This is a genomic window from Streptomyces spororaveus (genome assembly GCF_016755875.1).
Classification (GTDB): Bacteria; Actinomycetota; Actinomycetes; order Streptomycetales; family Streptomycetaceae; genus Streptomyces; species Streptomyces spororaveus.
Window position 1 is genome coordinate 7,222,782 of the sequence record NZ_BNED01000005.1, and the last position, 25,264, is coordinate 7,248,045.

17 protein-coding genes are annotated in these 25,264 nt (G+C 72.9%); 9 read left to right on the top strand and 8 right to left on the bottom strand.

Annotated elements, in window-relative coordinates:
* Positions 1 to 3: 3 nt before the first annotated feature.
* From Sspor_RS35155 to Sspor_RS35165, 3 genes are all read right to left on the bottom strand, one after another.
* Positions 4 to 1,599: an ATP-binding cassette domain-containing protein gene (locus Sspor_RS35155; protein WP_202202706.1), complete on the bottom strand. Its 1,596-nt coding sequence runs from the start codon at positions 1,597 to 1,599 to the stop codon at positions 4 to 6.
* Positions 1,596 to 4,286 carry a class III lanthionine synthetase LanKC gene (lanKC, locus tag Sspor_RS35160; RefSeq protein ID WP_202202707.1) on the bottom strand — a complete coding sequence of 897 codons (2,691 nt, stop codon included), beginning with the start codon at positions 4,284 to 4,286 and terminating at the stop codon, positions 1,596 to 1,598. The genes Sspor_RS35155 and lanKC overlap by 4 nt, the downstream gene beginning before the upstream one ends.
* A gap of 116 nt (positions 4,287 to 4,402) precedes the next feature.
* Positions 4,403 to 4,528 carry a class III lanthipeptide gene (locus Sspor_RS35165; RefSeq protein WP_202202708.1) on the bottom strand — a complete coding sequence of 42 codons (126 nt, stop codon included), beginning with the start codon at positions 4,526 to 4,528 and terminating at the stop codon, positions 4,403 to 4,405.
* Between the two features lie 255 nt (positions 4,529 to 4,783).
* Between Sspor_RS35165 and Sspor_RS35170 the strand changes: the two genes are divergently transcribed.
* The 6 genes from Sspor_RS35170 (at position 4,784) to Sspor_RS35195 (ending at position 11,425) form a co-directional block, all read left to right on the top strand.
* Positions 4,784 to 7,057, top strand: a complete 2,274-nt coding sequence (locus Sspor_RS35170; RefSeq protein ID WP_202202709.1) for a WD40 repeat domain-containing protein — start codon at positions 4,784 to 4,786, stop codon at positions 7,055 to 7,057.
* Between the two features lie 143 nt (positions 7,058 to 7,200).
* On the top strand, positions 7,201 to 7,875 hold the full coding sequence (locus Sspor_RS35175; RefSeq protein WP_202202710.1) for a hypothetical protein: 675 nt from the start codon (positions 7,201 to 7,203) through the stop codon (positions 7,873 to 7,875).
* A 461-nt stretch (positions 7,876 to 8,336) separates the two neighbouring features.
* Complete coding sequence (locus tag Sspor_RS35180) at positions 8,337 to 8,939, top strand: hypothetical protein (protein ID WP_202202711.1); 603 nt, start codon at positions 8,337 to 8,339, stop codon at positions 8,937 to 8,939.
* A 122-nt stretch (positions 8,940 to 9,061) separates the two neighbouring features.
* Positions 9,062 to 9,535 carry a hypothetical protein gene (locus tag Sspor_RS35185; RefSeq protein ID WP_202202712.1) on the top strand — a complete coding sequence of 158 codons (474 nt, stop codon included), beginning with the start codon at positions 9,062 to 9,064 and terminating at the stop codon, positions 9,533 to 9,535.
* 81 nt (positions 9,536 to 9,616) lie between these two features.
* Complete coding sequence (locus Sspor_RS35190) at positions 9,617 to 10,216, top strand: hypothetical protein (RefSeq protein ID WP_202202713.1); 600 nt, start codon at positions 9,617 to 9,619, stop codon at positions 10,214 to 10,216.
* 192 nt (positions 10,217 to 10,408) lie between these two features.
* Positions 10,409 to 11,425: a serine/threonine-protein kinase gene (locus tag Sspor_RS35195; protein WP_202202714.1), complete on the top strand. Its 1,017-nt coding sequence runs from the start codon at positions 10,409 to 10,411 to the stop codon at positions 11,423 to 11,425.
* Between the two features lie 75 nt (positions 11,426 to 11,500).
* On the opposite strand, the gene Sspor_RS35200 is transcribed toward Sspor_RS35195, so the two are convergent.
* The 5 genes from Sspor_RS35200 to Sspor_RS35220 all read right to left on the bottom strand — a co-directional run bounded on the left by Sspor_RS35200 (position 11,501) and on the right by Sspor_RS35220 (position 22,233).
* Entirely contained in the window at positions 11,501 to 11,737 is a 237-nt protein-coding gene (locus Sspor_RS35200) for a response regulator transcription factor (RefSeq protein ID WP_202202715.1), read from the bottom strand.
* 190 nt (positions 11,738 to 11,927) lie between these two features.
* Positions 11,928 to 14,366 carry a SpoIIE family protein phosphatase gene (locus Sspor_RS35205; protein WP_202202716.1) on the bottom strand — a complete coding sequence of 813 codons (2,439 nt, stop codon included), beginning with the start codon at positions 14,364 to 14,366 and terminating at the stop codon, positions 11,928 to 11,930.
* A gap of 129 nt (positions 14,367 to 14,495) precedes the next feature.
* Positions 14,496 to 15,176, bottom strand: a complete 681-nt coding sequence (locus tag Sspor_RS35210; RefSeq protein ID WP_202202717.1) for a 4'-phosphopantetheinyl transferase family protein — start codon at positions 15,174 to 15,176, stop codon at positions 14,496 to 14,498.
* Positions 15,173 to 19,909, bottom strand: coding sequence for a type I polyketide synthase (locus Sspor_RS35215; RefSeq protein ID WP_202202718.1), 4,737 nt, complete (start codon positions 19,907 to 19,909; stop codon positions 15,173 to 15,175). Before Sspor_RS35215 ends, Sspor_RS35210 begins: the two co-directional genes overlap by 4 nt.
* A 74-nt stretch (positions 19,910 to 19,983) precedes the next feature.
* Positions 19,984 to 22,233 (bottom strand): MMPL family transporter, encoded by a 2,250-nt coding sequence (locus tag Sspor_RS35220; RefSeq protein WP_202202719.1) that lies wholly within the window; start codon positions 22,231 to 22,233, stop codon positions 19,984 to 19,986.
* A gap of 311 nt (positions 22,234 to 22,544) precedes the next feature.
* Here Sspor_RS35220 and Sspor_RS35225 point away from each other — a divergent pair, with 311 nt between their 5' ends.
* The 3 genes from Sspor_RS35225 (at position 22,545) to Sspor_RS35235 (ending at position 25,236) form a co-directional block, all read left to right on the top strand.
* Complete coding sequence (locus tag Sspor_RS35225) at positions 22,545 to 22,820, top strand: isoamylase early set domain-containing protein (RefSeq protein ID WP_030384091.1); 276 nt, start codon at positions 22,545 to 22,547, stop codon at positions 22,818 to 22,820.
* Between the two features lie 302 nt (positions 22,821 to 23,122).
* Positions 23,123 to 24,178, top strand: a complete 1,056-nt coding sequence (locus Sspor_RS35230) for a FecCD family ABC transporter permease (RefSeq protein ID WP_202202720.1) — start codon at positions 23,123 to 23,125, stop codon at positions 24,176 to 24,178.
* Positions 24,175 to 25,236 carry a FecCD family ABC transporter permease gene (locus tag Sspor_RS35235; protein ID WP_202202721.1) on the top strand — a complete coding sequence of 354 codons (1,062 nt, stop codon included), beginning with the start codon at positions 24,175 to 24,177 and terminating at the stop codon, positions 25,234 to 25,236. Before Sspor_RS35230 ends, Sspor_RS35235 begins: the two co-directional genes overlap by 4 nt.
* Positions 25,237 to 25,264 lie beyond the last annotated feature (28 nt).

The following is a 25,264-nucleotide window of genomic DNA, read 5'->3' on the forward strand; positions in this document are numbered from 1 at the left end:
GTCTCAGGAGAGCCGGGCCAGCGGGTGTCCGGCCGCCAGGGTCACCACACGGTCGAAGCGGCCGTCGAGGTCCTCGTCCCCGTGGTGCACGACGAGCAGCCCGCGCCCGGCGGTCCGCTCGCGCAGCAGCCGGAACACCAGCTCCCGGCCCTGGTCGTCGAGGTTCGCGAACGGCTCGTCGGCGAGGTACACGTCCGCGTCCTCGCACAGGAGCGCGGCGACCCCGACGCGCTGGCGCTGGCCCGAGGACAGCTCCGACGGCAGCCTGCCGGCCGGCGCGTCCAGGTCCAGCGCCGCGCGCAGGCCCGCGTCGGGGACGAGGTCGCGCACCGGCAGCGGGGGCAGGTTCACCGGAGCGGTCAGGCTCGCCACCCGGGGCGGCAGGGTGACCGACCCGGAGTCGGGGGCGAGCGTCCCGGAGATGATGTGCAGCAGCGTGGTCTTCCCGCAGCCGTTGGGACCGCGCAGCAGCACGTGCTCGCCGGAGCGCAGCTCGAAGGTGTCGAACGAGACCCCGGCCACCTCGCGCTCCCCGGGCCCGCCGCCGCCCCCGGGCCCGCCGCCGCCCCCGGGCCTGTCCCCGTCGGCGCCGCCGTACACGACCCGCGCCCCGCGGACCCGTACCAGCGCCCCTTCGTCGTGGTACGGGGTCTCCCGGGACGCCCGCAGGGACTCGATCCGTTCGAGGACGGCGGTGCTCCGGCGGGCCTGCGGAATCATGTTGACGAGGTCGAACATCCCGGTCACCGCCCGCCACAGCGAGTTGACGAAGGCGAGGAAGCTGCCGAAGGACATCCGGCCGGAGAAGACGAAGAAGGCCCCGACGATCATCGAAGCGGTGTCCGACAGGTTCATCACCAGGTCGCTGAGGGTCCGCTGGCGCTGTGCCAGCCGGAAGTTGACGAAGGTGATGCCGAGGAAGCCGCGCAGCGCGTCCTGGTTGGCGCGGCGCGTGCCCGGCAGCAGCGACGGCAGACCGCGCAGGGCGGGGAAGGCCTCCAGGGTCCGGGTCAGCGTGTTGACGTACCGGGCCTCCGCCTCGCGTTCGGGGCCGGTGTTCTCCTCGATCCGCCTGCCGAGCCGGTTGCTGACGAACACCAGCGGCGGCACGATCACCAGCAGGACGAGGCTGGCCTGCCAGGACAGGTACAGCAGCACCCCCAGGAAGACGACCGAGGTGACCGCCTGCCGCGCGATGCGCAGGGACACGTCGACGGCCGGCAGCACCCCCTGGGACACGTCGTTGTGGATGCGGCTGACGTACGAGGCGTTGCCCGCCCGCGACACCTTCCGGCCGTCCAGGCCGAGTGCACGGCCCAGCAGCTCCGTCTCCAGCACCAGCGTGAACGCGTTCTCGAACCGCTTGCGCCGGCAGGCGATCCAGTAACCCGTGAGGTTGAGGGTCAGCCCGAGCGCCAGGTAGGTCAGGCCGAGGACCAGGAAGCGCCGGAGGTCGGCGGTCAGGATCGCCTCGTCGAACAGGGCCTTGAGCAGCAGCGGGTGCAGCAGCGCCTCCAGCCCGCTCGTGGTGACCTCGGCGGCGAGGATCACCACGAAGGGGGCCCGGTGACCGCGCAGCGTGCGCCAGAGCTGCCTCACCGCCCGGCCTCGTCCAGGAGGAAGTCGGCCGGGCCGCCCCGGTTCACCCGGTGGAGCACCCGCAGCACGCCCGCCGAGCCGGTCAGATAGTCGGTGGAGCAGCGCAGCAGTCCGTCACCGGGCAGCCCCAGCAGGGGCGGCCGGCCCTCCTCGCGCGGCAGCCCGAAGCGTTCCGCGGGCTCGAAGAGGAAGACGTTCCGGACGAAGTCGAGCTGGCGCAGCGCCGTGTCGCGGTACGACCGGTCGCCCGTGAACGCGGCCGCGTCCAGCAGCGCGTCGGCGACCCCGGCCATGCCGAAGGCGTAGCCCGGCATCACCGAGTACCGGACGTCCAGCCCGCGCAGGACGGTCCGGGCCGCGTCCGTGTCCCCGTAGCGCAGCAGCACCTTCAGCACGCCCGCCGAACCGACCTCGACGTACGGCTCCATCGTCCCCTCGTGCTCGAACATGACCGGCCCGCCGGCGTCGTCGATGGGTCGGGCGTGGGCCATCTCCCAGGCGAGCGCCTCCCGCCCGAGCCGCAGGTGGCGGGCGTCTCCCGTGATCTGGTGCATGCGCAGCAGGAACATCGCGACACCGGCCTGCCCGAAGCCCAGACCGGTCAGCGGGCCCTTCGCGGTGAACTCGTTCAGCCAGTGGGCCCGCCCGCCGTCGCGCCGCGCCGTCTCGTGCAGGGCCCGCGCGCACTCCCGCGCGGCGGCGAGGTCGCGGGGGTCGTGGCCGCGCAGGAAGAAGCGCAGGTTCGTCATGCCGACCCCGGAGAGGCCGTAGTAGAAGGTGTGGTCGCCCTTCTCCACCGCGCGCTCGTTGGCCCGGGTCAGCAGTTCCCTGGCCGCCGCGGCGAGCCCGAGGGAGTCGGCCGCCCAGGCGATGCCGGACAGGCCGTTCATCAGGCCGTCCGGGTAGCGGGCCGGATCGATGGTGTCCAGCCTGCGACCCAGCCACGCGAGCCACTCCGGCCGGACCGGGACACCGCTGGCGTGCAGCGCCCACAGCACGCCGCTCGCCCCGAAGCCCAGGCTCAGCGGGTTGGTGACGTGCGCGAAGGGGTCCACCGGGAAGAGCGTGTCGCGGCCGGTGTCGGCGGTGGCCTCGATGAAGGCGGCCACCCCGGTCTCGGCCTCGGGCAGGGCGAGCCGTTCCTCGACGACCGGGCGCGGCGGCAGGGCCTCGACCGCGTCGAGCAGGCCGTCCTCGTCCTCCAGGGCCCGCAGCAGCCCGGTGAGGTCGATCCGGCCCCGGGCCAGGTCGGTGATCAGCCCGTGCACCCGCTCCGGCCAACCCAGTCCCTCGGTGATGAAGATCCGGTACAGGTCGAGGACGTCCTCACGCAGGTACGACATGGCGGCGATCGGGAAGACGAAATACGCCATGGTGGACGCGAGGGCGTACCGGTCGCCCTCCGGCCCGTACGCCTTGAAGCGGTTGCGGGAGAGACTGAACCCCGGGGTGTAGAGCTCGACCGGCTTCGTCAGGGCGGCGTCACCGCCCTCGGCCAGCCGGCAGGCCTCCAGGTCGACGATGGTCACCTCGAAGGTGTCCGGGTCGATGAGCAGGTTCGCGGCCGTGAAGTCGGCGAGGATCACCCCGCGGTCGTGGGCGGCCTGGATCGCGCGGGCCAGCCCGCGGAAGACCGCGAGGAAGATCCGCAGGTAGGCGCGGGAACCCTCGATGCCGGATCCCGGCCGCGCGAGCGGGTTGCGCTCCAGCAGCACCGAGCGGATGTCGGAGCTGTCGACGAACTCCTCGGCGATGTAGTGGTGTTCCCAGTGGCGGAACTTCGCGATCGGCGCCGGGTACGAGCCCGCGTCGGCCAGCCGGTTCAGGAACATCCATTCGCGGCCGAGGATGTCCACGGCGTCGTGGTCCTGCCGCGGGTTGATGTTGGTGTGCGGACGGGCCTCCTTGAGCAGCACCGGACGGTCGCCGTCCGCGGTGTCCTCGGCCGTGTACACGCCACCGCTGTTGGAGAACTGGATCGCGCCGGTCACCCGGAAGCGGCCCCCGAGCAGGCCGTCGTCCGCCTCGTCCTCCTCCTCGGGCGGCTGCCAGTCGTCGAACGGCCAGGGCACCCAGGAGGGCCGTGCGTGGCCCGGGCGCCGGTCGTCCGCGACGGGGCCGTCCGGTCCGAGGATGCGCGGCCGCCTGCGGCCGAGGACGTCGACGGTATGGGTGTCGAGGAACTGGCCGTAGCGGAAGTAGAGGGCCTTGCTGTCCCGGTACCGCAGGTCCGACAGGACGTAGGCGCCCTCGACGCCCTTCAGGAGGCGGGCCAGGTCGGCCAGGCACGTCCGGAACTCGTTGTCGTCACGCGGGTAGACGGTGACGAGCTTGCCGCCGCTGCCCCGGGAGATGGACTTGGAGTTGAGCATCTCGAAGATGTTCAGATCGAGCGCGATCTTGAAGTCGGTCCCGCGCTCCGTCAGGTGTCCGATCACCGAGGCGGCGACCTCGCGCACGTGGCGGTGGCTCGACGAGACGTGGATCTTCCAGCCCTGCGCCGGCAGGGCCTCGTTGTGGCGGAAGCTCCACCAGATGCCGCTGCGGACGAAACGGGACCGCGTCCGCTCGTCGAGCGCGGCGAGGAAGTGGTCCTCGTTCGGCTCGTAGAAGACATCGAGCGGATCGAAGAACAGTGTGTCGTTCCACGCGAAGAGGAAGCGGTAGACCCAGCGTTCGTTGCGCATGTCAGCCTCTGTGATCGTCCGAGGGCCGGCGGCGGGCAGCAGTGGCCGCGGCGGTTGCCGCCGGGAACGGCGGGTCCGTGCGGGGGCGCGCCGAGCCCGCGCACGGACCCGGTGGGTCAGTTCGGGTTCTCGGGCTCGCGCGGAGCCTTGCAGCAGTTGCTGTTGCTGCTCGTCAGGCTGACGGTGGCCGCAGCACTCTGCGTGGTGCGGGCCTCCATGTTCTGAAGCTTGAGGACGCTCATCCGGATCACCTCCTCGAAGGTCGGGTGCGCGGTTCGCGCGCTGGTGTCGCTTGTCTGCCGGCCGATCGGCAGGTCCGACTCAACGCCATCCGCCCCGACCGCACATGGGCGGTGGCCCCGCATAATCCCCGCCCGCGACCCCTACCGGAGTTCCGCCCCGCGCAGGGCGAAATGGTGGTGGTCCGCACGCTCCGGCCGGCGGTGCGCGGTGTGGTAGGGAAGGGCGTTGTCAGAGGCGGTGTCTAGCTTTGGGGTATGTCTGAGACCTCCACGGGCGCGCCCGACGACGTGAACGCTCCGCTGCCCGAGCCGCGGTGGACCGTGCAGTGGGCCGACGGCCCCGTACCGGACGAGCGGCGGCTGCGCCCACTCATCGGCCACGGCGGCCCGGTGCGGTCGGTGGCCACGGCGGTCGTCGACGGCAGGCCGGTCGCGGTCTCGGGCGGCCGGGACAACACCGTGCGCGTCTGGGACCTCGCGACGGGTGAGCAGCTCCACGAGCCGGTCACCGGACGCACCGACCCGGTGTCCTCCATGACGGCCGAGGTGCTGTCCGTCGCCACGGCGGTCGCCGACGGCAGGCCCGTGGCCTTCAGCCTGCACGACGACGACTCGGTCCTGGTGTGGGACCTGGCCACCGGTCGCGCGGCCGGGGAGTTCGTCGCACTGGTGGAGAGCACCGTCCTGGACGGCCGCCGGGTCCTCCTCACCCTCGGGTCCGACCGGACCCTGTACGTGGGGGATCCGCTCACCGGCCGCAGGGTCGCCGCCCACCCCTCGGCGACCGGCATCGCGCTGCTGGACGGCCGCCGCGTCGTCCTCACCGTCGACGACGTCGACGTGGAGCGGACGGTGCGCGTGCGGGACCTGGGCACCGGCGAGCAACTGGCCCGGTCACTGGAGGTGGTGCGGACCGTCGAAATCGACGGACGCGTGCTCGCCGTCACCGCCGGGGAGGCGGACCAGGAGGTGTGGGACCTGGCCACCGGCGAGCCGGTGGGGACCTCCCCGGCCGCCGCGGCCCTGTCGGGCGGCGTGGACCGGCCCGGCGTGACGACCGTGACGGTGGTGCACGGACGTGCGGTCGCCGTCGGCCTCGACGGTGAGGAGCCCCGCTTCATCGGGCCCCTGGCCCTCGACCGCCGGAACGGCGCCCTCGTACGGAGCCGGGCGCGGGAGACCGCGGTGCTGGACGGACGTACCGTCGCCCTCACAGCCGAGGCGGACGGGACCCTGCGCATCTGGGACGTGACGGACGACCGGCAGCGCGTGAACGGCATGCGGGTGATCGTCGCCGTCGGCGCGAGCGGCACGGCGCCGGCCCTCCGGCCCGGCCCGGAGCAGGACGGGGACCTCTGGCACCGGATCTCCGGCCGCGGGGACGGCCCTTCCGACGGCGGCGGCCCGGTCCTGCTCACCGCGGAGCGGGACGACACGGTGGTGGTACGGGACCGGGCCACCGGAAAGCCCGTGGGCCCGCCGCTGACCGGCCACACCGGCAAGGTCCTGGACGTGGCCACGGCCGTCGTCGGCGGGCGGCACGTGGCCGTCACGGCGAGCGCCGACCACACGCTCCGGACCTGGGACCTCACCCACGTCCACGCGGACGCGCCTTCCCGCACCGGCCACACCGGAACGGTCTCGGCGATCACCACGGCCGTCCTCGACGGGGCCCCGGTGGTCGTCACGGCGGGCGCCGACCACACGCTGCGCGTCCGGGACCTGCGCACCGGCCGGCCGGCGGCGGCCCCCGTGACGGGCCTGGAGGGCGAGGTGACGGCCATGGTCGCCTCGGTGATGGACGGGCGGCCGGTGGTCGTGACCGCGGGCCCCGGTGACAGCCTGCACCTGCTGGATCCGGTGAGCGGGAAGCACCTCGGCGAGCCCGTCACCAGCGACCACGGACGGGTGCTGGCCCTGGCCGGCGCGACCCTGGACGACCGGCCGGTCGTGGTTACGGCCGGCGCGGACCGCACCGCGGCGATCTGGGACCTCGCCACCCGCCGCAGGGTCGGCGAGCCGCTCACCGGCCACACCAGCAGGGTGACCGCCGTCGCGACGGCGGAACTGGCGGGGCGGCCCGTCGCGGTCACCGGCAGCTGGGACAAGACCGTACGGCTGTGGGACCTCGCCACCGGCCGGCAGATCGGCGCACCTCTGACCGGCCACACCGACTGGGTGACATCGGTGGCCACCACACTGGTCGACGGCAGGCCCGTCGCGGTCAGCAGGAGCCGGGACCAGACCGTCCGCCTGTGGGACCTGGCCACGATGCGGGAGACCGGCGAACCGCTGACCGGCCACACGGATCCGAACGGGCCCATGGTCGTCACCGTCGCGGGCGCCCGGCCGGTGGTGGCCATCGGCCAGGGCCAGGCCGTGCGGTTCCGGGACCTCGCCACGGGGCGGGAGGCGGGGAACGAGTACGCGCTGCCGCTCCCGGTGACCGCCCTCGGGGCCGCGCCGGACGGGCGGCTCGTGGTCGCCTGCGGCCCGGAGGTCACGGTGCTGTGCCCGGTGGCGGGTTGACTCAAATGGACCGTACCCCTCCGGTAGGTCGGGATGATCTCAGGAGCAAGAGGCGGTGATCGACCGCACGGGTGGGGGCGAGTGAACGGGCCTCCGGCGTACGGCGGTTCACCGATCCCCCCAGCACCGTGAGAGGCACCACGATGACCACACACCGCGTCAGCCGTTACGCGGCCCGCGCGTTGACCCTGACGGTGGCGGCCTGCGCCGTCGCCGCGGCGACCACCCTTCCGGCCACGGCCGCCGACCAGCCGACCCGGCAGCAGCTCATGGCGGACTGCGCCTCGGGCGAAGGCAAGTGCACCTTCAACTCGCCCAGGCTCGGGGAGGCGTACCTGGGTGAGCTCCGGCAGGTGTCGAACTCGCTGTTCAACTGCAGTACGTCCGACTCCACCCAGTCGATGACCTGGGACGACACGGTGGGCTCCACCGACTCGCTCGGCGTCTCCGTCACGGCCGGAGGCAAGATAGCGGGCATCGTGGACCTGAGCGTAACCGCGAGTTACAGCCATAGTTGGTCGAGCAGTCATTCGGAGAGCAGCTCGCTCAACATGACGGTGAAGCCGGGCGAGGTGGGCTGGATCTCGCGGGCCCAGGTGATGCAGAAGGTCTCCGGTACCTGGCAGACCCACTACGACAGCCCGAGGTGGAGCCACTACTACTGGTTCTTCCAGGACACGATCACCAGCCCGGCCAAGAACGGCACGGACGGCAAGAGCAACGCGGTGGTGGTGAAGACCCGCAAGATGACGGCTGCGGAGAAGCGCTCCTGCAGCGCCGGGGGCCACCAGGGCCACACGTTCGTCGAGCCCCGCTGACCCACCACGGCCCCACCCCGGCCCCGCCCCGCGACCCGGGGCGGGGCCGGGCGCGCGACGGCGGGGTGGTCGAGGACGCGCGGGGGACCGTCCGGGAGCCGGTCGAGCGGGCGACCCGCCCCGGGCCGGCGTTCTCCAGGGTCGTGGCTGAGAGCGTTTCCCTCCCCGGGTTGTAGGCCTGTACGCCACCGTGCTCCCGGAACCGCTCGGTACGCGGCCACCGCAGCGTCGCGACGGCGCTTTTAGCCGGTGTTTATGAGGGTGTCAAGTCCCGAGATTCCGGAACATGACCCGGGTGTGGCCCCCGGGGCTTACTTGTGGTGCGGGCCTCACCGGAAACAGAACGAGGCAGACGAAAGAAACGGAATACCTCCCGAGGATCCCTTCTCTCGCCGACATCACCGCACCGTCCCGGAAAACCGGGCACCTCAAATACACCTCTTGATCTGTAGGAGAAAGTCATGAACCGCAAGATGCACACGAACAACGTTGTCCGCCCCAGCCGTCGCGGGTTCCGTATCGCCACTCTGGTCGCCGCGGCCGCTGTGGTCACAGGAGGAGTTGTGCTTCCCGCGTCCATGGCCTCGGCCGCTCCGGTGGCCTCCCACGTGGCTACTGCGCTCCCGAACGCCGGAGGCGCCGGAGGTGACGGTGGCAAGGGCGGTACCGGCGGTCTCGTCGGTGGCGCCGGTGGGTCCGGTGGCTCCGGTGGCGGCAGCGTCAAGGGCACCGGCGGCAAGGGCGGTAACGGCGGTGGCGGCGGCGACGGCTTCCTGCTCGGCGGCGCCGGTGGTGGCGGCGGCGGTGGCGGCGAAGGCCGGATCGGTGGCGCCGGTGGTAACGGCGGCGACGGCGGCTTCGGCGTCCTCCAGGGCGGCAACGCCGGTGGCGGCGGTGGCGGCGGCGACGGCTTCCTCAAGGGAGGCAAGGGCGGCAACGGCGGTAACGGCGGCTTCAGCTTCTTCAACGGAGGCAACGGCGGCAAGGCCGGAGACGGTGGCGTCGGCGGCCTGATCGGTGGCCTCGGTGGCGACGGCGGCGCCGGTGGCGGCAGCCTCTTCTGACCGCTCACCGCTCACCGCAGTACCCGGCTCAACGGGGTGGAGGCCTTCGGGCCTCCACCCCCACCCCCCACCCCCTTTCTCATCCCCCTCATCGGTTTTGCGCCGAAACGGAGAAACCCCTCATGTTCACGAAGTCCTGGCAGCGTCCGATCATCCTGGCCACGGCCTCTCTGGCCCTCGTCACCGGTACGGCGTGCGCCGCGCAGGCGTCGCAGACCCACACCCCCACGAACATCAGCGCCTCGGCCCCGGCCGACCAGCCCGAGCACTGCATCGGGTTCGGCGCAGGCGGCAAGGGCGGAGAGGGTGGCAAGGGCGGCCGGGGCGGTGAGCCCGGTCAGCCGGGCAAGCCCGGGCAGCCCGGCGGGACCGGCTGCTTCAAGTTCGACGACCTGCCCGACAAGTCGAAGTCGGATCTGACGGTGGTCGACAAGGTACGCATCGTGCTCATCGTGCTGGCGGCCGACGACCCGGACGAGACCACGAAGAAGATCGCCGACAAGTACAAGATCACGGACGAGCAGATCGACTCCTGGAAGCAGAACTACGTCGACGGCGACTGGTTCGCCCTGATGGCGGACGACATCGGTCAGTGAGGCCCCGGCGCCCCGGCCCGCAGGAGGCCGGGGCGCCGGCGAAATCCCGGCGAAGCGAATTCCAGGCAAGGGAGAATTCTCATGCGTATGCGATCCACGAAGTTCCGGCTCGGTCTCATCATTTCGGCGACTCTGATCGGCGCGGGTGCGGTGGCACCGGTCGCCACGGCGGCTCCGGCCCCCTCCGCTCACGTGACCCCAGCCTTCGGCAACGGCAACGGCAACGGCAACGGCAACGGCAACGGCAACGGCGACGGGCGGCCGGGCGGCGGCCGGTTCGACGGCAAGGCCGTCTTCAAGAGCGTCAAGGTGGACAAGGGCAGTGTCCGCGTCGGTGACCGGGTCTGTGCGGGCAGTTGCGACGGATCGGTGAACGGCACCAAGGGCGGCAAGGGCGGCATCTGCGCCGGGCTGTGCAACGGCAGCGCCAACGGCGGCGAAGGCACCACGGGCGTGCCGGGCGGCAACGGTACGAACGGCGGCAAGGGCGGCATCTGCGCCGGAACGTGCAACGGCAGCGCCAACGGCGGCAAGGGCGGCACCGGCGGGATCGCACTGCCCGGTGGTGACGGCGGCAAGGGCGGCACCGGCGGCGACGGCGGCCTCTGCTTCGGCCTCGGCTGCGGGATCACCGGCGGCTTCGGCGGTAGCGGCGGCGCCGGCGGCAGCGACGACGACTGACTCCGGCCGAGTGTCATGGACCGCATCGCACACCGTGACCGTCCCTTCGGGGGCCGGTCACGGTGTGCGTTCCTGCGCGTGGACGCGTTCCGCGACGGGGCGCTCGGACGGGGCGCTCGATAGACTTCCAGGTATGGAACAGCGGCCCGCCGCTTCCGGCGGCGTCACACGGCCGGGTGAGGTGGGCGCCCGATGAGCGAGGTTTCGAACCTCAGCGTGTACGCGGGCCGCGCCTCGGGCCTCATCGGTAAGCAGATCGCCGGCTACCGCGTCGAGCGCATGATCGGCCGCGGTGGCATGGCCGTCGTCTACTGCGCCAAGGACCTGCGCCTCGACCGTACGGTCGCGCTCAAGCTGATCGCCCCCGAGCGTGCCCGCGACGAGACCTTCCGGCGCCGCTTCACGCACGAGTCGCGGGTGGCCGCATCGATCGACCACCCGCACATCGTGCCCATCTTCGAAGCCGGCGAGACCGACGGCGTCCTCTACATCGCCATGCGCTACGTCTCCGGCCTGGACCTGCGCGCGCTCCTGGACCGCGAAGGCCCGCTGCCCGTCGCGACCGCCCTGCGCATCGCCGCCCAGGTGGCATCGGCGCTCGACGCGGCCCATGACCACGACCTCGTGCACCGGGACGTCAAGCCCGGCAACATCCTGGTCGCCGCGGGAACCGACAGCGACCACCCCGAGCACATCTACCTCACGGACTTCGGGCTGACGAAGAAGGCGCTCGCGCTCACCGGGTTCACCACGGACGGGGAGTTCGTCGGCACGCTCGACTACATGGCCCCGGAACAGATCTCCGGCAGGCCGGTGGACGGCAGGTGCGACCTCTACAGCCTGGCGTGCGTCGTCTACGAGACCCTCGCCGGCGGGCCGCCCTTCCAGCGCGAGGAGGACGCGGCGCTGCTGTGGGCGCACCAGTACGACCCCCCGCCCCCACTGACGGAACGGCGGCCGGGAATCGCTCCCGCCGCCGCCGATGTCATGACCAAGGCCCTCTCGAAGGTCCCCGAGGACCGCTACGGGTCCTGCCTCGAGTTCGTGGCCGCACTGCGCCTCGCCACTGGAGGCGGCATCGGCGGTTACGCCGGTCCGCCGTCGCGGGAGGATGCCCGTTCCCCCGTCGTCCCGGGGGACTCCGCGCCCCCGCGGGAGCCCCCGGTCTGGGCCCGGCCGGTCTTCTACGGCCTGCCCGGCGGCCCGTAGGCCGCCACCCCCGCCACCCCCGGCGGCCCGCAGGCCGCCACGCCCGTCAGGGGCGCTTCCGTTCTCCCGTGAACGTCACAGCCCCATGGAGATGGCCAGACGGGTCATCTCGGCGGTGGTGCTGATGTTCAGCTTGGCGCGGATGCGGCGCAGGTAGGCGTCGACCGTGTGCTTGGAGAGCCCCATCTGGCGAGCCGTCTGCAGGTAGGTGCAGCCTGCGGCGATGTGGCGCAGCGCCTCCTGCTCGCGCGGGGCGAGGATGGGGGCGGTGGCGGTGGCTTCGGTCTGCGGGGCGACGAGGGTGAGGCTCATGATTTCCTCCGACGGATCGGCCTGGTCATCACTGCTCACGTCCTCGGAAGCAGGGGACTTATTACCTGAATGTCGGTGTTTGTCCCTGATAAAGAGCTTGTCGGTGGGACTTCATGGAGCTGTCCGTCGACTGTCACAGGCACGTCACAGGGAACATTTCCGTGCATACCGCCCAGCCCTGTACGCGTCCTCAGTACTCCGTCAGGGACTGCTCGGCCCAGATGGTCTTGCCGATCGCCGCATGCCGGGTGCCCCATCGCTGGGCGAGCTGCGCGACCAGCAGCAGGCCCCGCCCGCCCTCGTCGAAGGTCCGGGCCCGCCGCATGTGCGGGGCGGTACTGCTCGCGTCGGAGACCTCGCAGATCAGGGTGCTGTTCTTCTCGTGGATCAGCCGCAGCTGGATCGGCGGCTGCCCGTACCTGATCGCATTGGTGACCAGCTCACTGACCAGGAGCTCGGTGACGAAGGAGGCCTCCTCCAGCCCCCAGGCCGTCAGCTGCTCGGTGCTCTGGCGCCGGGCCGTGGCGACCACGGAGGGGTCGGAGGCGAGGTCCCAGACCACGACCTGGTCGGCGTGCAGGCCCCGGGTCCGGGCGACGAGGAGGGCCACGTCGTCGTCCGGGCGGTGCGTCAGCATGGCCGTCAGTACGCGGTCGCACACCGTGTCCAGCGTGTCCGCGGGCCGGACCAGGGCGGCGAACATGCTGTCCAGCGCCTCGTCGAGGTCGTGGTCGCGAGCCTGCAGCAGACCGTCCGTGTACAGGGCGAGGATGCTGCCCTCGGGCAGTTCGACCTCCAGCGTCTCGAAGGGCAGGCCGCCCAGGCCCAGCGGGGGACCGGCCGGGACGTCCAGGAGGTACACGGACCCCTCCGGGGACACCACGGCGGGCGGCGGGTGGCCGGCCCGGGCGATCGTGCAGCGGCGGATCACCGGGTCGTAGACGACGTAGAGGCAGGTGGTGCCGATGCCCCCGGCCGTCTCCCCGCCCGACTCCTGGTCGCCCTCGTCGGCGGACAGGTGGATGACGAGGTCGTCGAGGTGGGTGAGCAGCTCGTCGGGGCCCAGGTCTACGTCGGCCAGGGTGCGTACGGCGGTGCGCAGCCGTCCCATGGTGGCGGTGGCCCGGATGCCGTGACCGACGACGTCCCCCACGACCAGCGCCACCCGGGCGCCCGACAGAGGGATCACGTCGAACCAGTCGCCGCCCACACCGGCCTCGCCCGCCGCGGGCAGGTAGCGGGAGGCGATCTCCAGCGCCGCCTGGTCGGGCAGCGTGTGCGGGAGCAGGCTGCGCTGCAGGGTCATGGTCGTGGTGTGCTCCCGGCCGGACCGGTAGGCGTTGCGGATCCCGGCCGCCGCCCGGGCCGTGAGCTCCCCGGCCACCCGCAGGTCCTCCGGCTGAAAGGGTTCCCGGCGCCGGTGGCGGCTGAAGACGGCCACACCGAGCGTGCCCCCGCCGGCCCGCATCGGCACCACCATGATCGAGTGGGCCCCGTACTCACCGATCCAGGCGGCCCCGGGGTCCTCGGCCGCCCACCGGGCCAGGGCCGGGTCCGCGGCCCCGTACACGGCTCCCCGGCCCGCGACCAGCGCCTCGACGGGCGGCGACAGCGGCGGATAGCTGGTGGTGTCCCCGACGGCGACCCCGGACTCCGGGGTTCCGTCGAGGACCGAACGCGCCGCCGCACGGCACACGGTCACCGGCCCGCCGGCCTGGACCGAGGACGGCTCGTCGCCGCGCGGGAGCGGCTCCAGCAGGTCGACGACCGCGAAATCGGCGAACCGGGGGACGGCGGCGTCGGCCAGCTCGTGCGCGGTACGGACACTGTCCAGCGTGGTCCCGATGGGCGCGGTGTCGACCTCGTCCGTCAGGAGCATCTGGTGCTGGAAGCTCTCCACACCGCCCCGGTCGTGAGCGGCCAGGCACACGGCGCGCACCCGGCCGTCCGGATCCCGCAACGGCGCCAGCGAGGTGGCCCAGCCGTGATCCGCGCCCGCCCCCGTCGGGTGGACGAAGGCCTCCATGTACTGCGCCTCGCCGGAGTCCAGAGCCAGGCGCATCCGGCGCTCGGTCTCGTCGCTCACGGGATCCGGCGCGATCTCCGGCAGCCGTAGTCCCCGCATCTCGGCCTCCGAGAGGGAGAGCATGCGCTCCATGCCGGCGTTCGCCCGCACCAGCCGCAGATCCGCGTCGAAGACCGCCAGGAAGCAGGGGGACTGGGTGAACGCCCATTCCTTCAGCGGTTCGTCCCAGGGAGAGCGGTGCGTGGCGCCGACGGCGGACACCACGAACCACTTGGTGGTCCCGCCGCTGGACGTCCAGCGGTGGGCGAGCAGGGCGACGTCCATCCGGTGACCGTCCCGGTGGCGCAGCGCCACCGTCCCGCTCCACCGCTCCTGCTCGGACGGCACCCGCCGCGCCGCTTCACCGAGGACGTCGGCGAGCCGGTGGGCGGCCGGCAGGCCCACCACCTCGGACGGTACGTAGCCGAGCAGCCGGGTCGCGCCCTCGCTCCACTCGGTGACGATGCCCTGCTCGTTGATCGTCGCCGAGGCCGTGTAGGCCGACTCGAGGGAGGCGCCCGTCTCCTCGGGCCGCTCACCAGGAGAGGTGGGAACTTGCTCCATCGCCACTCATCTCGCCCTCGCTCGTTCCGCTGCCGCCGTCCCACGGGGACGTGCACGGCCAGGCGCTCCTCAGACCAGAATGATTCAGCCGGGCAAGGAGCACCAACGCAGTGCCGTCACGCGGGGCACTCAGCCACCCGGGTGCGCGAGGACGAGGGCCAGGGCCGCGTCGCCCGCCCGCCACACCATCGCGCGGCGCCGTCCGCCGAGGACGGGCGGCCGCAGGCCGAGGATCGGGATGCCGCGCGGAGCGGCGCCGAACATCCCGCTCCGGTCGGCCTTGACCGCGGCCTCCTTCAGCGCCCAGGCCCCGGTCAGGGCATCGGGCCGCTCGCTGCCGATGAGGCGGAGCTCCTCGCGCGACAGGAAATGGTCCGCGACGCGGCGTACGGCGTCGGCCGAGGCGGTCTCGCACAGGTCCACCCCGACGGGTTCCGGCGCGAGAGCCGCGGCGACGTGCCGGGCCGTGTGGCTGATGGAGAGGTGCAGAGCCGGTATCGCGCTGCCGCCGACGAGGACGCGGGGGCTGCCGTCGTCCCGCGGGAGGATCTCCACGTCCCGGGCCGGCGCTGCGACCACCTCACGCACCAGCCGCTTGGCCAGCAGCCGGCCGGCCGTCCACTCGGCCTGACGCCAGGCGGGCAGCGCGGCCACCAGGCTCCGCTCGGCCGGTGAGAGCGGCGGCACCTGCCGGAGGCCGCCGGCCCGGGCCACGACCAGGAGGGCTCCGCCCCATCGGTGGACCCGGTCCGGTGCGATCGGCCGGAAGGTGGTGCCGGTGCCGGTGCCGGCGTCCACGGCGGCGGTCATGCGGCCGGGACCGGTGCGAGGAGCAGCAGCTCGCGCGCCAGCGCGGCCACGGCCCGGCGGATCTGGCCCGGGGTGTGGTCGTACGTGATGAAGAAGCGCAGCCGGGCCTGCTCCTCCGGAACGGCCGGATGGAGGATGGGGCTGACGCTGATGCCCTGCTGGAAGAGGGCCTCCGCGAGCCGCAGGGTCTTCAGCGAGTCCCCGACGATGCACGGCACGACCGGTGTGTCGTGGCTGTCCCCGGTGTTGACGCCCGCCTCGCGTGCGAGGTGGACGAACAGCGCCGCGTTCTCCGAGAGCCGTGCCACGCGCTGCGGCTCGGCACGCAGCATGCGCAGGGCGGTGAGCGAGGCAGCGGTGTCGGCCGGGGTCATTCCGGCGCTGTAGACGAAGCCCGGCACGGTGTAGCGCAGGTACTCCACCACCGGTCGGCTTCCCGCGACATAGCCGCCGCAGCTCGCCAGCGCCTTGGACAGCGTGCCCGCCCACAGGTCGACGGCCGAGCGGTCGGTGCCGTAGTACTCGCCGATGCCGCGCCCGGTCCGGCCGATCGTCCCGATGCTGTGCGCCTCGTCGATCATCAGCAGTGCACCGTGCCGGCGCTTGACGTCGACGAGGGCGGGCAGGTCGGCGATGTCCCCGTCCATGCTGTACACGCCTTCGACGACGACGAGCACCCGCCGGTACTGGTCGCGGACCTGCGTCAGCAGGGCGTCCAGCGCGGTGGCGTCGTTGTGGGGGAAGGGCCGCCGGGTCGCGCCGGAGAGCTTGCACCCCTGCAGGATGCTGTCGTGGGCGAGGGCGTCGTGGACGATGAGGTCCCCGGGTCCCACGAGGTGCCCGATCACGGTGACGTTCGTGGCGTGGCCGTTGGCCAGGGTGATCGCCGCCTCGCATCCGAGCAGGTCGGCGATCGCGCTCTCCAGTTCCAGGTGGAGCGGTCGGCTGCCGGAGAGCAGGCGGCTGGCGGAGACCGAGGTGCCGCAGCGCTCTATCGCCTCGTGGGCCGCCTCGTTCACCTGCGGGTGGGTCGCCATGCCCAGGTAGTTGTAGCTGGAGAAGGAGAGGAGTTCCCGGCCGTCGATGACGGTCGTGTCGGTCAGCGCGCCCTCGTGGACGAGGAAGTACGGGTTGGGCAGGCCCAGCCCGTCGAGCGAGGCGATGCGCTCGGTGTGGGCGGTGACCTCGGGGAAGCACTCGATCCGCGTGTGCTCCTCGGGCAGCGGCGCGGCGGGCGGGTCGGCGGGTGGGTCGGCGGGCGCAGGAGCCGGGGCCTCCTCGCCTCCGGAACGCTGCTCGGGGACAGGAGCGGGGACGGCGTCGCCGCAGCCGTTCGCGATCATCGCGGCGATCCCTCCGACGGTCGGCCGGTCGGTGACCGATTCGTCGCGCGTCCAGTGCGGCCACTGCCGCTTGAGGGAGGTGAACAGGTCGGTCAGCATCAGCGAGTCGAAACCGAGGTCCTCGATCAGCAGCTGGTCCTCGCGCAGATGGGCCACGGGGAAGGCGCTGACCCGGGCCACGTGCGCGAGCACGGCCTCCGTCACCGTAGTCATGTCCCCGGTCGGCGACGGTTCCGGATCGGCGGGTGCGTCGGGGACGGCCGGTGCGGCGGGTGAGGCCGGTGTGTCGGGGACGGCCGGGGGCACCGGGGTGGTTTCGGCCGTCGCCGGGGCGGCGGCCCCGGCGGCCCGGTGCCGCTCGGGCAGCGTCTCGGCGAGGCGGGCCAGCAGCGCCGCCTCCGTGGCCGGGTTCGGCCCGGGGAGGGTCTCGGCGAGGCGGGCGAGCAGCGCCGTCTGCTGCTGTACCAGCTGGAGCAGTTCTTCCATCGGGTGGAGCGGCGAGTCGTTCATCGGGATCTCCTCGGGGGAAACGGGCCGGGCCTGGGGCTGGGGGGAGGGGACGGACGCGCCCGTCTTCCCCGGGCGCCGCGCGGGCACCCAGTAGGACTGGGTGGCGAGCCTGGCCACCGGCAGGTCGACCAGGCGGCGTTCCTCACGGGGCACCAGGGTCCGCGGGTCGACCGGGGCGCCGAGGACCGCCAGCCGGGCGAGGGCCCGGACGAAGCCCAGGCCGCCGTCCGGCGTCGCCCCGGTGACCGGGACGACGTGGACGTCGCCGTGGTCGGTGAGGTTGCGGCGGACCGAGGTCAGCAGCGAGTTGCCGCCGGTCACCTGGAGGAAGACGCGCGCCCCCTGGTCGTAGGCGGTGCGTACGGCGTCACCGAACTGCACCGGCGCGGACGCGTGCCGGGCCCACAGCTCGCGCAGCCGCTCGGGGTCGGAGCAGACGGCCGCGTTCACGGACGAGACGAACGGCAGGACGGGGCTGCTGACGGGGCGGCCGGCGAGGTCCGCGCGCATCCTCTCGTCGGCGGTGGCGAGCCTTGGTGAGTGGAAGGCGTTCGACACGTCGAGGTCCACGGTGACGACCCCCGCCTCGGCGCAGGCCCGCCGCATGGCGTCGAGCCCTTGTGGCGTACCGCTGACCACGACCTGCCGCGGCTGGTTGAAGCAGGCGAGCCACACGTCGTCGATGCCGGTCACCAGGCGGCGGCAGGTCTCCTTGTCGGTCTGTACGGCGAGCATCCCGCCGCGCAGGCCGTTCTCGGCCTCCCGGAGGGTCGCGCCCCGGTGCACCAGCAGCCGCACGGTGTCCTCGTCGGTGAGGGCGCCGGCCGCCGCGGCCGCGGCGAACTCCCCGACGCTGTGGCCGAGGACCAGGTCGGGAGCGATGCCGGCACCGGCGAGCAGCCGGGTGGCGGCGATCTGTACGGTCCCCAGCAGCGGCTGGCACACCTCGGTGGAGGCGAGCCGCAACCCGGCTTCCCCGGCGTCGTCCCCGACGCCGGCCGCCCCGCCGTACAGCAGGCCGGCGATGTCGAAGCCGGTGCCCTCGCGGGCCACGGCGCCGAGGTCGTCGACGGTCGCCCGGAAGCCGGGGAACCGCTGATAGAGGTCCCGCATCATGCCCGGCCGCTGACTGCCCTGACCGGGGAAGACGAACGCGAGGCGGCGCTGCTCGGCCGGCAGCGGGGCGTCGGCGGCGAAGGCGCCGTCGCCGAGGTCGCCCCGGTCGCCCTCGGCGAGCTGCCGGCGGGCTTCGCACAGCCGCCGCACGAAGGACTTCGTGTCCTCGGCCACGATCGCGAGCCGGGCCGTCAGCGGCCGGCGGGAGCCGAGGGTGTGGGCCACGGCTGCCAGCGGGGCGGGGTCCGCCGTGTCGAGTGCGCCGAGAACGTCGCCGATGTGCTGGTCCAGCAGTTCGTGACTGCCGGCCGAAAGCAGGACGAGCTGAGGGCCGGTGTCCCCGGTGTCCCCGGCGTCCCCGGTGTGTTCCGGAAGGCGGGGGGCGGGGGCGGGCCGCTCCTCCAGGACCACGTGGACGTTGGTCCCGCCGAAGCCGAACGAGCTGACGGCGGCCCGGCGCGGAGCACCCGAATCCGGAAAGGGCCGTGAGGTCTCGGCGATGCGCAGGCCCGCGGCGCCGATGCCCAGGCCCGGGTGCGGGTCGGTCTGCGGCTGCGGAACGATCGTCCGGTGGTGGACGACCAGGGCCGTCTTGATCAGTCCGGCGATGCCCGCGGCGGACAGCGAGTGACCGATGAGCGCCTTGCCCGCGCCGACGTAGCACAGCGACGGGTCGTCGTCGGGGTACTCCGTACGCAGCCGGCGCAGCGCCTCGACCTCGGCGCGGTCGCCGGTGGCGGTACCGGTGCCGTGGGCCTCCAGGAAGCCCACCGAGGACGGGGCGATCCCCGCGTCGTCGTAAGCCCGGCGCATGGCGCGCAGCTGGCCCTCGGGGGCGGGCGCCAGCGGTCCGGGGGACGCGCCGTCGTTGGCCGAGCCGATGCCCTTGATCACCGCATAGACCCGGTCACCGGCGGCCAGCGCGTCCGCGAGCGGACGTACGACGACGGCTCCGGCGCCCTCACCGAGGACGAAACCGTCGGCCGCCTCGTCGAAGGGGCGGCACATCCCGGTGGCGGACAGCGCCCGCAGCGTGGAGAAGCCGATCAGGCTGTCGGGTGTGAGGTTGAGGTACACGCCGCCGACGACGGCGATCCGGCAGCTGCCCTGGCGCAGTTGGGCCATGGCCTGGTCCAGGGCGACGAGCGACCCGGAGCAGGCGGCGTCGACGGCGTAGCTGGGCCCGCCGAGGTCGAAGTGCCGGCTGACGGTGCCGGGGGCCATGTTGAGCAGGCTCCCCGGCAGGCTGAAGGCCTGGACGGTGCCGAGCGATCCCGCGTGCTCCCTGACGGCGTCGAGCAGGTCCGCATGGTCCGCCGCGTCCTGCCGGGCGTTCTCGGCCAGGGCGATGGCCCGGATGGGGGCCGACATGAGGTCCTTGTAGTCGGACACCGACATCCCGCAGAAGACCCCGGTGTTCTCCCGGTCGAAGTCGCCCCGGCCCAGCCCCGCGTCGTCGAGGGCCTCGCGGGTGACGTCCAGCAGCAGCCGGTGCTGCGGGTCCATGGCCCGGGCGCGAGCGGGCGGGACGCCGTAGTGCAGGGCGTCGAACCGGTCCACGTCCTCCAGGAAGGCGACCTGGTCGGTGTAGGCGGCGTGCGGGGCCGACGGATTCCCGGGTTCGTGGAAGGTCTCATGGTTCCAGCGCTCCCTCGGCACGGCGGAGAACTGCCGTTCCCCGCTCAGCAGGAGCTTCCAGTAGGCGCTGATGTCGGGCGCGCCGGGGAAGCGGCAGCCGAGTCCGGTGATGGCGATGTCGGTCATGGGAGTTCTTCCTTGTCGTGAGGGGGGCGAGCGGGGGAGGGGGAGGGGCGGATACGGGCTGCGTGCACCGGCGGTCAGTGGCGCGCGCGGGCCGGGGTCCGCGGGGCGGGCCGGGCCGCGGGACACCTGCGGACGGGCGCCGGGGGCGGCCGGGATGCCGGGGCCGGCTCCCTGGGCCGGATGGGCCGCGGCGCCCACCAGTTCAGGCCGCCCGCCAGGCGCATGAGCGCCGGTACGAGGACGCCCCGTACGAGCGTGGCGTCGAGGAGGACACCGAGGCCCGCGCCGATCCCGAAGAACTGCAGGAGGGACACCTGCGAGGTGCCGAAACTCAGGAGGGTGAAGGCGAGCAGTGCCCCGGCGGTGGTGACGATGCCGCCCGTACGGGCCATGCCCGTCACGATCGAGCGGGCGTTGTCCTGACCGGCGTCGTGCGCCTCCTTGATGCGGGCGAGGACGAACACCTCGTAGTCCACCGAGAGCCCGAAGACGATGCAGAACAGCAGGACCGGCATGGTCGTGCTCAGGGGGCCCGGGGTGAAGCCGAGCAGCTGGTGCAGATGGCCCGACTGGAAGACCCACACCATGGCGCCGAGGACGGCCGCGAGACTCAGCGCGTTCAGCACGATGGCCTTCAGCGGCAGCAGCAGGCTGCGCGTGAAGCCCAGCAGCAGCGCGAAGGTGGTCACGGTGATCAGCGCGAGCGCCAGCGGGATCCGCTCGCCCACGGTGGCTTTGGCGTCCACCAGGACCGCGCTCGGTCCGCCGACGAGAACCTCGGTGCCCGCCGGGGCCGGGGTCGCCCGGATGTCGTGGACGAGCCGCTGGGCGTCGTGCGACTGGGGGTCTACCAGCGGTATCACGGACAGCCGGACCGGCCCGTCGGCGGCGGGCCGGGCGGCGGATCCGGCCGGGCCGGAGCCCGCTGCCGAGCCCGCTGCCGGCGCCCCGTACCGGAAGGTCCCGTCGGGCCCCGCCACCTGGGCGACCTGCGGGAACGCCGACAGGCGCCGGGCGTAGCCGGCCCGCTCCTGCGGGGAGGCGCTGCCCGTGCCGACGACCGTCAGCGCGCTGGAGCCCTTCATGTCGAAGCGGTCGCGCACCAGGTCACCGGTCTGCCGGCTGGACGCGCTCACCGGCAGCGCCCGGTCGTCGGGGGTGGCGAAATCGGCGTGTGCGAAGGGCGCGGCGAGCAGTACGAGCAGGCCGATCACCGGCAGCGCCGCGATCAGCGGGCGGCGTACGACGATCCGTGCCAGGCCTTCCCAGAACCCGGACCGGGAGCCGGACCGGACCTTGCGGCGCCACGGCACGGCCCAGGCGTTCACCCGCTTCCCGAGCAGCGCGAGCAGGGCGGGCAGCACGGTCACGGCGCTCACCGCCGCGATCGCCACCACGGCGATGCCCGCGTAGGCGAAGGAGCGCAGGAAGTACGGCGGGAACACCAGCAGGGTGGCGAGCGCGGCGGAGACCGTCGCGGCGCTGAAGGCGATCGTGTGGCCCGCGGTGCGCACGGTCCGTATCGCGGCGGTGCTCGGGAGGAATCCGGCGGCCAGTTCCTCCCGGAACCGTGAGACGACCAGCAGCCCGTAGTCGATGCCCAGCCCCAGGCCGAGCGCCGTCGTGAGGTTCAGCGCGAACACGGACACGTCGGTGACGCTGCCGAGAACGCTCAGGACGAGCAGCGTCCCGGCGATGGCGAGGACCCCGATCAGCAGGGGCAGAGCCGCGGCGACCACACTGCCGAACACCAGGACCAGCAGGATCAGGGTGCCGGGCAGGACGACGGACTCGGCCCGCTTCAGGTCGGACTCCGAGAGGTCCTGGAGCTCGGCGTCGACGAGGGCGCTTCCTCCGACGTGCACCGTCAGGGCCTGCTCCGCGTCGCCCGGGGTGCCGGCCGGGGTGGCCAGGTCCGCGCGCAGCCGTTCGGCCCGCGCCGCGAGTTCCTCCCCCTCGCCGTCGATGTGCGCGACCAGCATCGCCGCGTGTCCGTCGCGGCTGCGCAGCTCCGGCGCGCCGCCGGTCCAGTACGAGGTCACGGCGCTCACGTGCGGCTGCGCGGAAAGCCTCGCGGTCAGCTCCGCGCCCGCGCCGCGGACGGCCGGGGCGTCCACGGAGCCGTTGCCGCTCCGCGCGACGAGGACCAGGTTCGGGGAGGCGCCCTGGCGCTCGGCGGCCACGTGCGCGGCGCGGCTGGACTCGGACCGCGGATCGTCGTATCCCTGCGTCTTCAGCCGGCCGGTCGCATCCATGCCGAACACGACGGACAGGGAGAGGAACACGAGCGTGCCGACGAGCACGAGTCGGGGGTAACGGGTCACGAAGGCCCCTGCGCGGCGGAACATGGATGCCTCCGGTACGGATGGCGATTCGCTCCTGCTTCTCGCGCAGGAAGGTCGTTATCCACCGTGCCCGGAGGCCGTACGAGGCCGTAGTCCCGGCCTTTCGTACCTTGACAGGAGCGGACGGGTGGTGTCCCGGGGGCGTCGACACGCAGGGTGACATTGCGTGCCGCCGGGTCACTCGATGTGGTGGGTCCGTGGTGGGAGTGGCGGCGCCGGGGTGCGTCCCGTGCGTCCGCCGCCGACTATGGGCGGCGTACCACCCCCACTGCCGTTGTCAGGAGCGAACCATGCTGGAGCGCAAACTGCGCAAGGACCGCACCGAGGTCACCTTCATCCTGCCCGTCGACACCCCGCCGGGACCGGTCAGCGTGGTGGGCGACTTCAACGACTGGCAGCCCGGTGTCCACACACTGGCCCGCCGCAAGGACGGCAAGCGCGCCGTGACCGTGGAGCTGCCCAGCAAGAGCACCCATTCCTTCCGGTACCTGGCGGCCGGGGACTACTGGTTCAACGACGAGAGCGCGGGGGACCAGGACGGGCCCAACAGCCGTCTGCACACCTGACGGCCCGGACTGCGAGTGCTCCGGAGCGCGCCCCGGCCATGGGCCGGGGCGCGTTTCGACGGCGTCGGCCAGAGCCGGTAAGGTTAGGATTACCTAATCGTTCAACAGTGCATATTCTGGGGCGAGTTGGTGGACTGTCACTCCCGCCTGCCCGTTTTGTCTATCGACAGCGTGCCATGGAATCAGCTTAGCTTTGCCTAAGTTCCGGTCGCGGCTGCGTCGGCGTGTCGACCCGTCCGGCCGGTGGCGAGCGCCACCGGCCATGCCTCCCCTGGTGGATCGAAGGGATGACGTAGAGCGACATGGGCACGATTGCGGTGGAACGCCCCGTGCTCGGGGGCGTGACGGAGGCCCGGCGGCGGGTCGCGGGCTCGGTCGCCCTGGTGCTGGTCCTCCTGGCCGCGGTGGTGGTGTCGCTGGCCGTCGGCGCCCGGGCGCTGACCCCCGCCGAGGTGTGGCGCGGGTTGTCGGCGGCGCCGGACCCCGACCAGCGGCTCACGGAGATACGGCTCATCGTGCGGACGGTACGGGTGCCGCGCACGGTGCTCGCCGTGGTGGCGGGCGTGGCCCTGGGGGTCGGCGGGGCGCTGATTCAGGGGTACACGCGCAATCCGATCGCCGACACGGGCCTGCTGGGCGTGAACTCCGGTGCCTCGTTCGCCGTGGTGCTGGTGATCGCCCTGTTCGGGTTCGCCGACCCGTTCCAGTACGTCTGGTTCGCCTTCCTGGGTGCCGCGGTCGCCGGCGTCGTCGTCTTCGGACTCGCGAGCATCGGCCGGGGGGCCGGCAACCCGCTGACCCTCGCCCTGGCCGGACAAGGGGTCACGGTGTTCCTCGCCGCGACGACCACGGCGGTCGCCCTGTCGGACAAGGCCTCGCTGAACGCCCTGCGCTTCTGGAACGCGGGCTCCGTGGCCGGTGTCGGGTTCGACGTCATCGGGCCGGTGATCGCGTTCATCGCCGTCGGCCTGGTGCTCGCGCTGATCGCGCTGCCCGCCCTCAACCTGCTCAACCTCGGCGACGACGTCGCGCGGGGGCTGGGGGTGAACATCGTGCTGAGCCGGACCGTCGGCATCGCCGCCGTCACCCTGCTCGCGGGAGCCGCGACGGCGGCATGCGGCCCCATCGCCTTCCTCGGTCTGATGGTGGCCCACACGGCCCGGTACCTGACCGGGCCGGACTACCGCTGGCTGGTGCCGTACGCGGGCCTGCTCGGCGCCATCGTCCTGCTGGTCTGCGACATCGCGGGACGCCTCCTGGTGCGGCCGGGGGAGCTGGACGCGGGTGTCGTCGTGGCCCTCCTCGGGGCCCCGTTCTTCGCGGCCCTGGTGTGGCGCGGAAAGTTCAGGAGCGCATGACCGGGACCGAGGTCAAGGCACCGGTGACGCCGGGCGTGCGGCTCGGCCCCGTCTCGTTCGTCTGGCGGCCGTGGGTCGTCTGCGTCACGCTGCTGCTGGCGGCGGCGACCTTCCTCGTCTTCTGCGTGTCCATCGGCGTCGGGGACTTCCCCATCGGCCTGTCCCGGGTGATGGCCACGGTCGTGGGCGGGGGCGAGCAGGTCGACCAATTCGTGATCATGGACCTGCGGATGCCGCGCGCCCTGGCCGGGCTCGTCGTGGGCGTCGCGCTCGGCGTCTCCGGCGCGATCACCCAGTCGATCGCGCGCAATCCGCTGGCCAGCCCGGACATTCTGGGGATCACCGGGGGTGCCGGCGCGGTCGCCGTGTTCCTGGTGACGGTGTCGGGCGGGACCGCCGCGGCGGTCGTCGACTCCGTGGGTCTGTCCGGGGCGGCGCTCGCGGGCGGCCTCGGCACGGGACTCCTCGTGTACTTCCTGGCGTGGCGGCGCGGGATCGACGGCTTCCGGCTCATCCTCATCGGCATCTCGGTGAGCGCGGTGATGGAGGCGGTGACGACCTGGCTGCTGGTCACGGCCGACATCAGGGACGTGGCCCGGGCCCAGGCCTGGCTGGTCGGCTCGCTGGACAACCGGTCGTGGGACGACGTGGGCGTGGCCCTGTGGTGCACCCTCGTCCTGATGGCCGTCGTGACGGTGGTGGCGTTCCAGTTCAAGCCGCTGCACCTCGGCGACGACGTGGCCGCGGGCCTCGGCGTCCGGTACACGAGGGTGCGCGCGGTGCTGCTGCTGTGCGCGGTGCTGCTGGCCGGCGTGGCGGTGAGCGCGGCCGGCCCCGTCCCGTTCGTCGCGCTGGTGGCGCCCCAGGTGGCGATGCGGCTGGCGAAGTGCCCGACACCGCCGATGGCGGCCTCCGGGGCGGTCGGGGCCCTGCTGCTGATCGGCGCGGACCTGGTCGCCCGTACGGCGCTGCCGATCACCCTCCCGGTCGGTGTGGTGACCGCCGTGATCGGCGGCCCCTTCCTCATCCACCTGCTGGTGCGGGCCAACCTCCGATAGCCGGCACCCCTGTCCTTTCGGACCCTCG

Bases quoted from the DNA above. Each gene is read 5' to 3' on its own strand.
- lanKC (WP_202202707.1), bottom strand. From the start codon at position 4,286: ATGCGCAACGAACGCTGGGTCTACCGCTTCCTCTTCGCGTGGAACGAC.
- Sspor_RS35165 (WP_202202708.1), bottom strand. From the start codon at position 4,528: ATGAGCGTCCTCAAGCTTCAGAACATGGAGGCCCGCACCACGCAGAGT.
- Sspor_RS35170 (WP_202202709.1), top strand. From the start codon at position 4,784: ATGTCTGAGACCTCCACGGGCGCGCCCGACGACGTGAACGCTCCGCTG.
- Sspor_RS35175 (WP_202202710.1), top strand. From the start codon at position 7,201: ATGACCACACACCGCGTCAGCCGTTACGCGGCCCGCGCGTTGACCCTG.
- Sspor_RS35180 (WP_202202711.1), top strand. From the start codon at position 8,337: ATGAACCGCAAGATGCACACGAACAACGTTGTCCGCCCCAGCCGTCGC.
- Sspor_RS35185 (WP_202202712.1), top strand. From the start codon at position 9,062: ATGTTCACGAAGTCCTGGCAGCGTCCGATCATCCTGGCCACGGCCTCT.
- Sspor_RS35190 (WP_202202713.1), top strand. From the start codon at position 9,617: ATGCGTATGCGATCCACGAAGTTCCGGCTCGGTCTCATCATTTCGGCG.
- Sspor_RS35195 (WP_202202714.1), top strand. From the start codon at position 10,409: ATGAGCGAGGTTTCGAACCTCAGCGTGTACGCGGGCCGCGCCTCGGGC.
- Sspor_RS35200 (WP_202202715.1), bottom strand. From the start codon at position 11,737: ATGAGCCTCACCCTCGTCGCCCCGCAGACCGAAGCCACCGCCACCGCC.
- Sspor_RS35205 (WP_202202716.1), bottom strand. From the start codon at position 14,366: ATGGAGCAAGTTCCCACCTCTCCTGGTGAGCGGCCCGAGGAGACGGGC.
- Sspor_RS35210 (WP_202202717.1), bottom strand. From the start codon at position 15,176: ATGACCGCCGCCGTGGACGCCGGCACCGGCACCGGCACCACCTTCCGG.
- Sspor_RS35215 (WP_202202718.1), bottom strand. From the start codon at position 19,909: ATGACCGACATCGCCATCACCGGACTCGGCTGCCGCTTCCCCGGCGCG.
- Sspor_RS35225 (WP_030384091.1), top strand. From the start codon at position 22,545: ATGCTGGAGCGCAAACTGCGCAAGGACCGCACCGAGGTCACCTTCATC.
- Sspor_RS35230 (WP_202202720.1), top strand. From the start codon at position 23,123: ATGGGCACGATTGCGGTGGAACGCCCCGTGCTCGGGGGCGTGACGGAG.
- Sspor_RS35235 (WP_202202721.1), top strand. From the start codon at position 24,175: ATGACCGGGACCGAGGTCAAGGCACCGGTGACGCCGGGCGTGCGGCTC.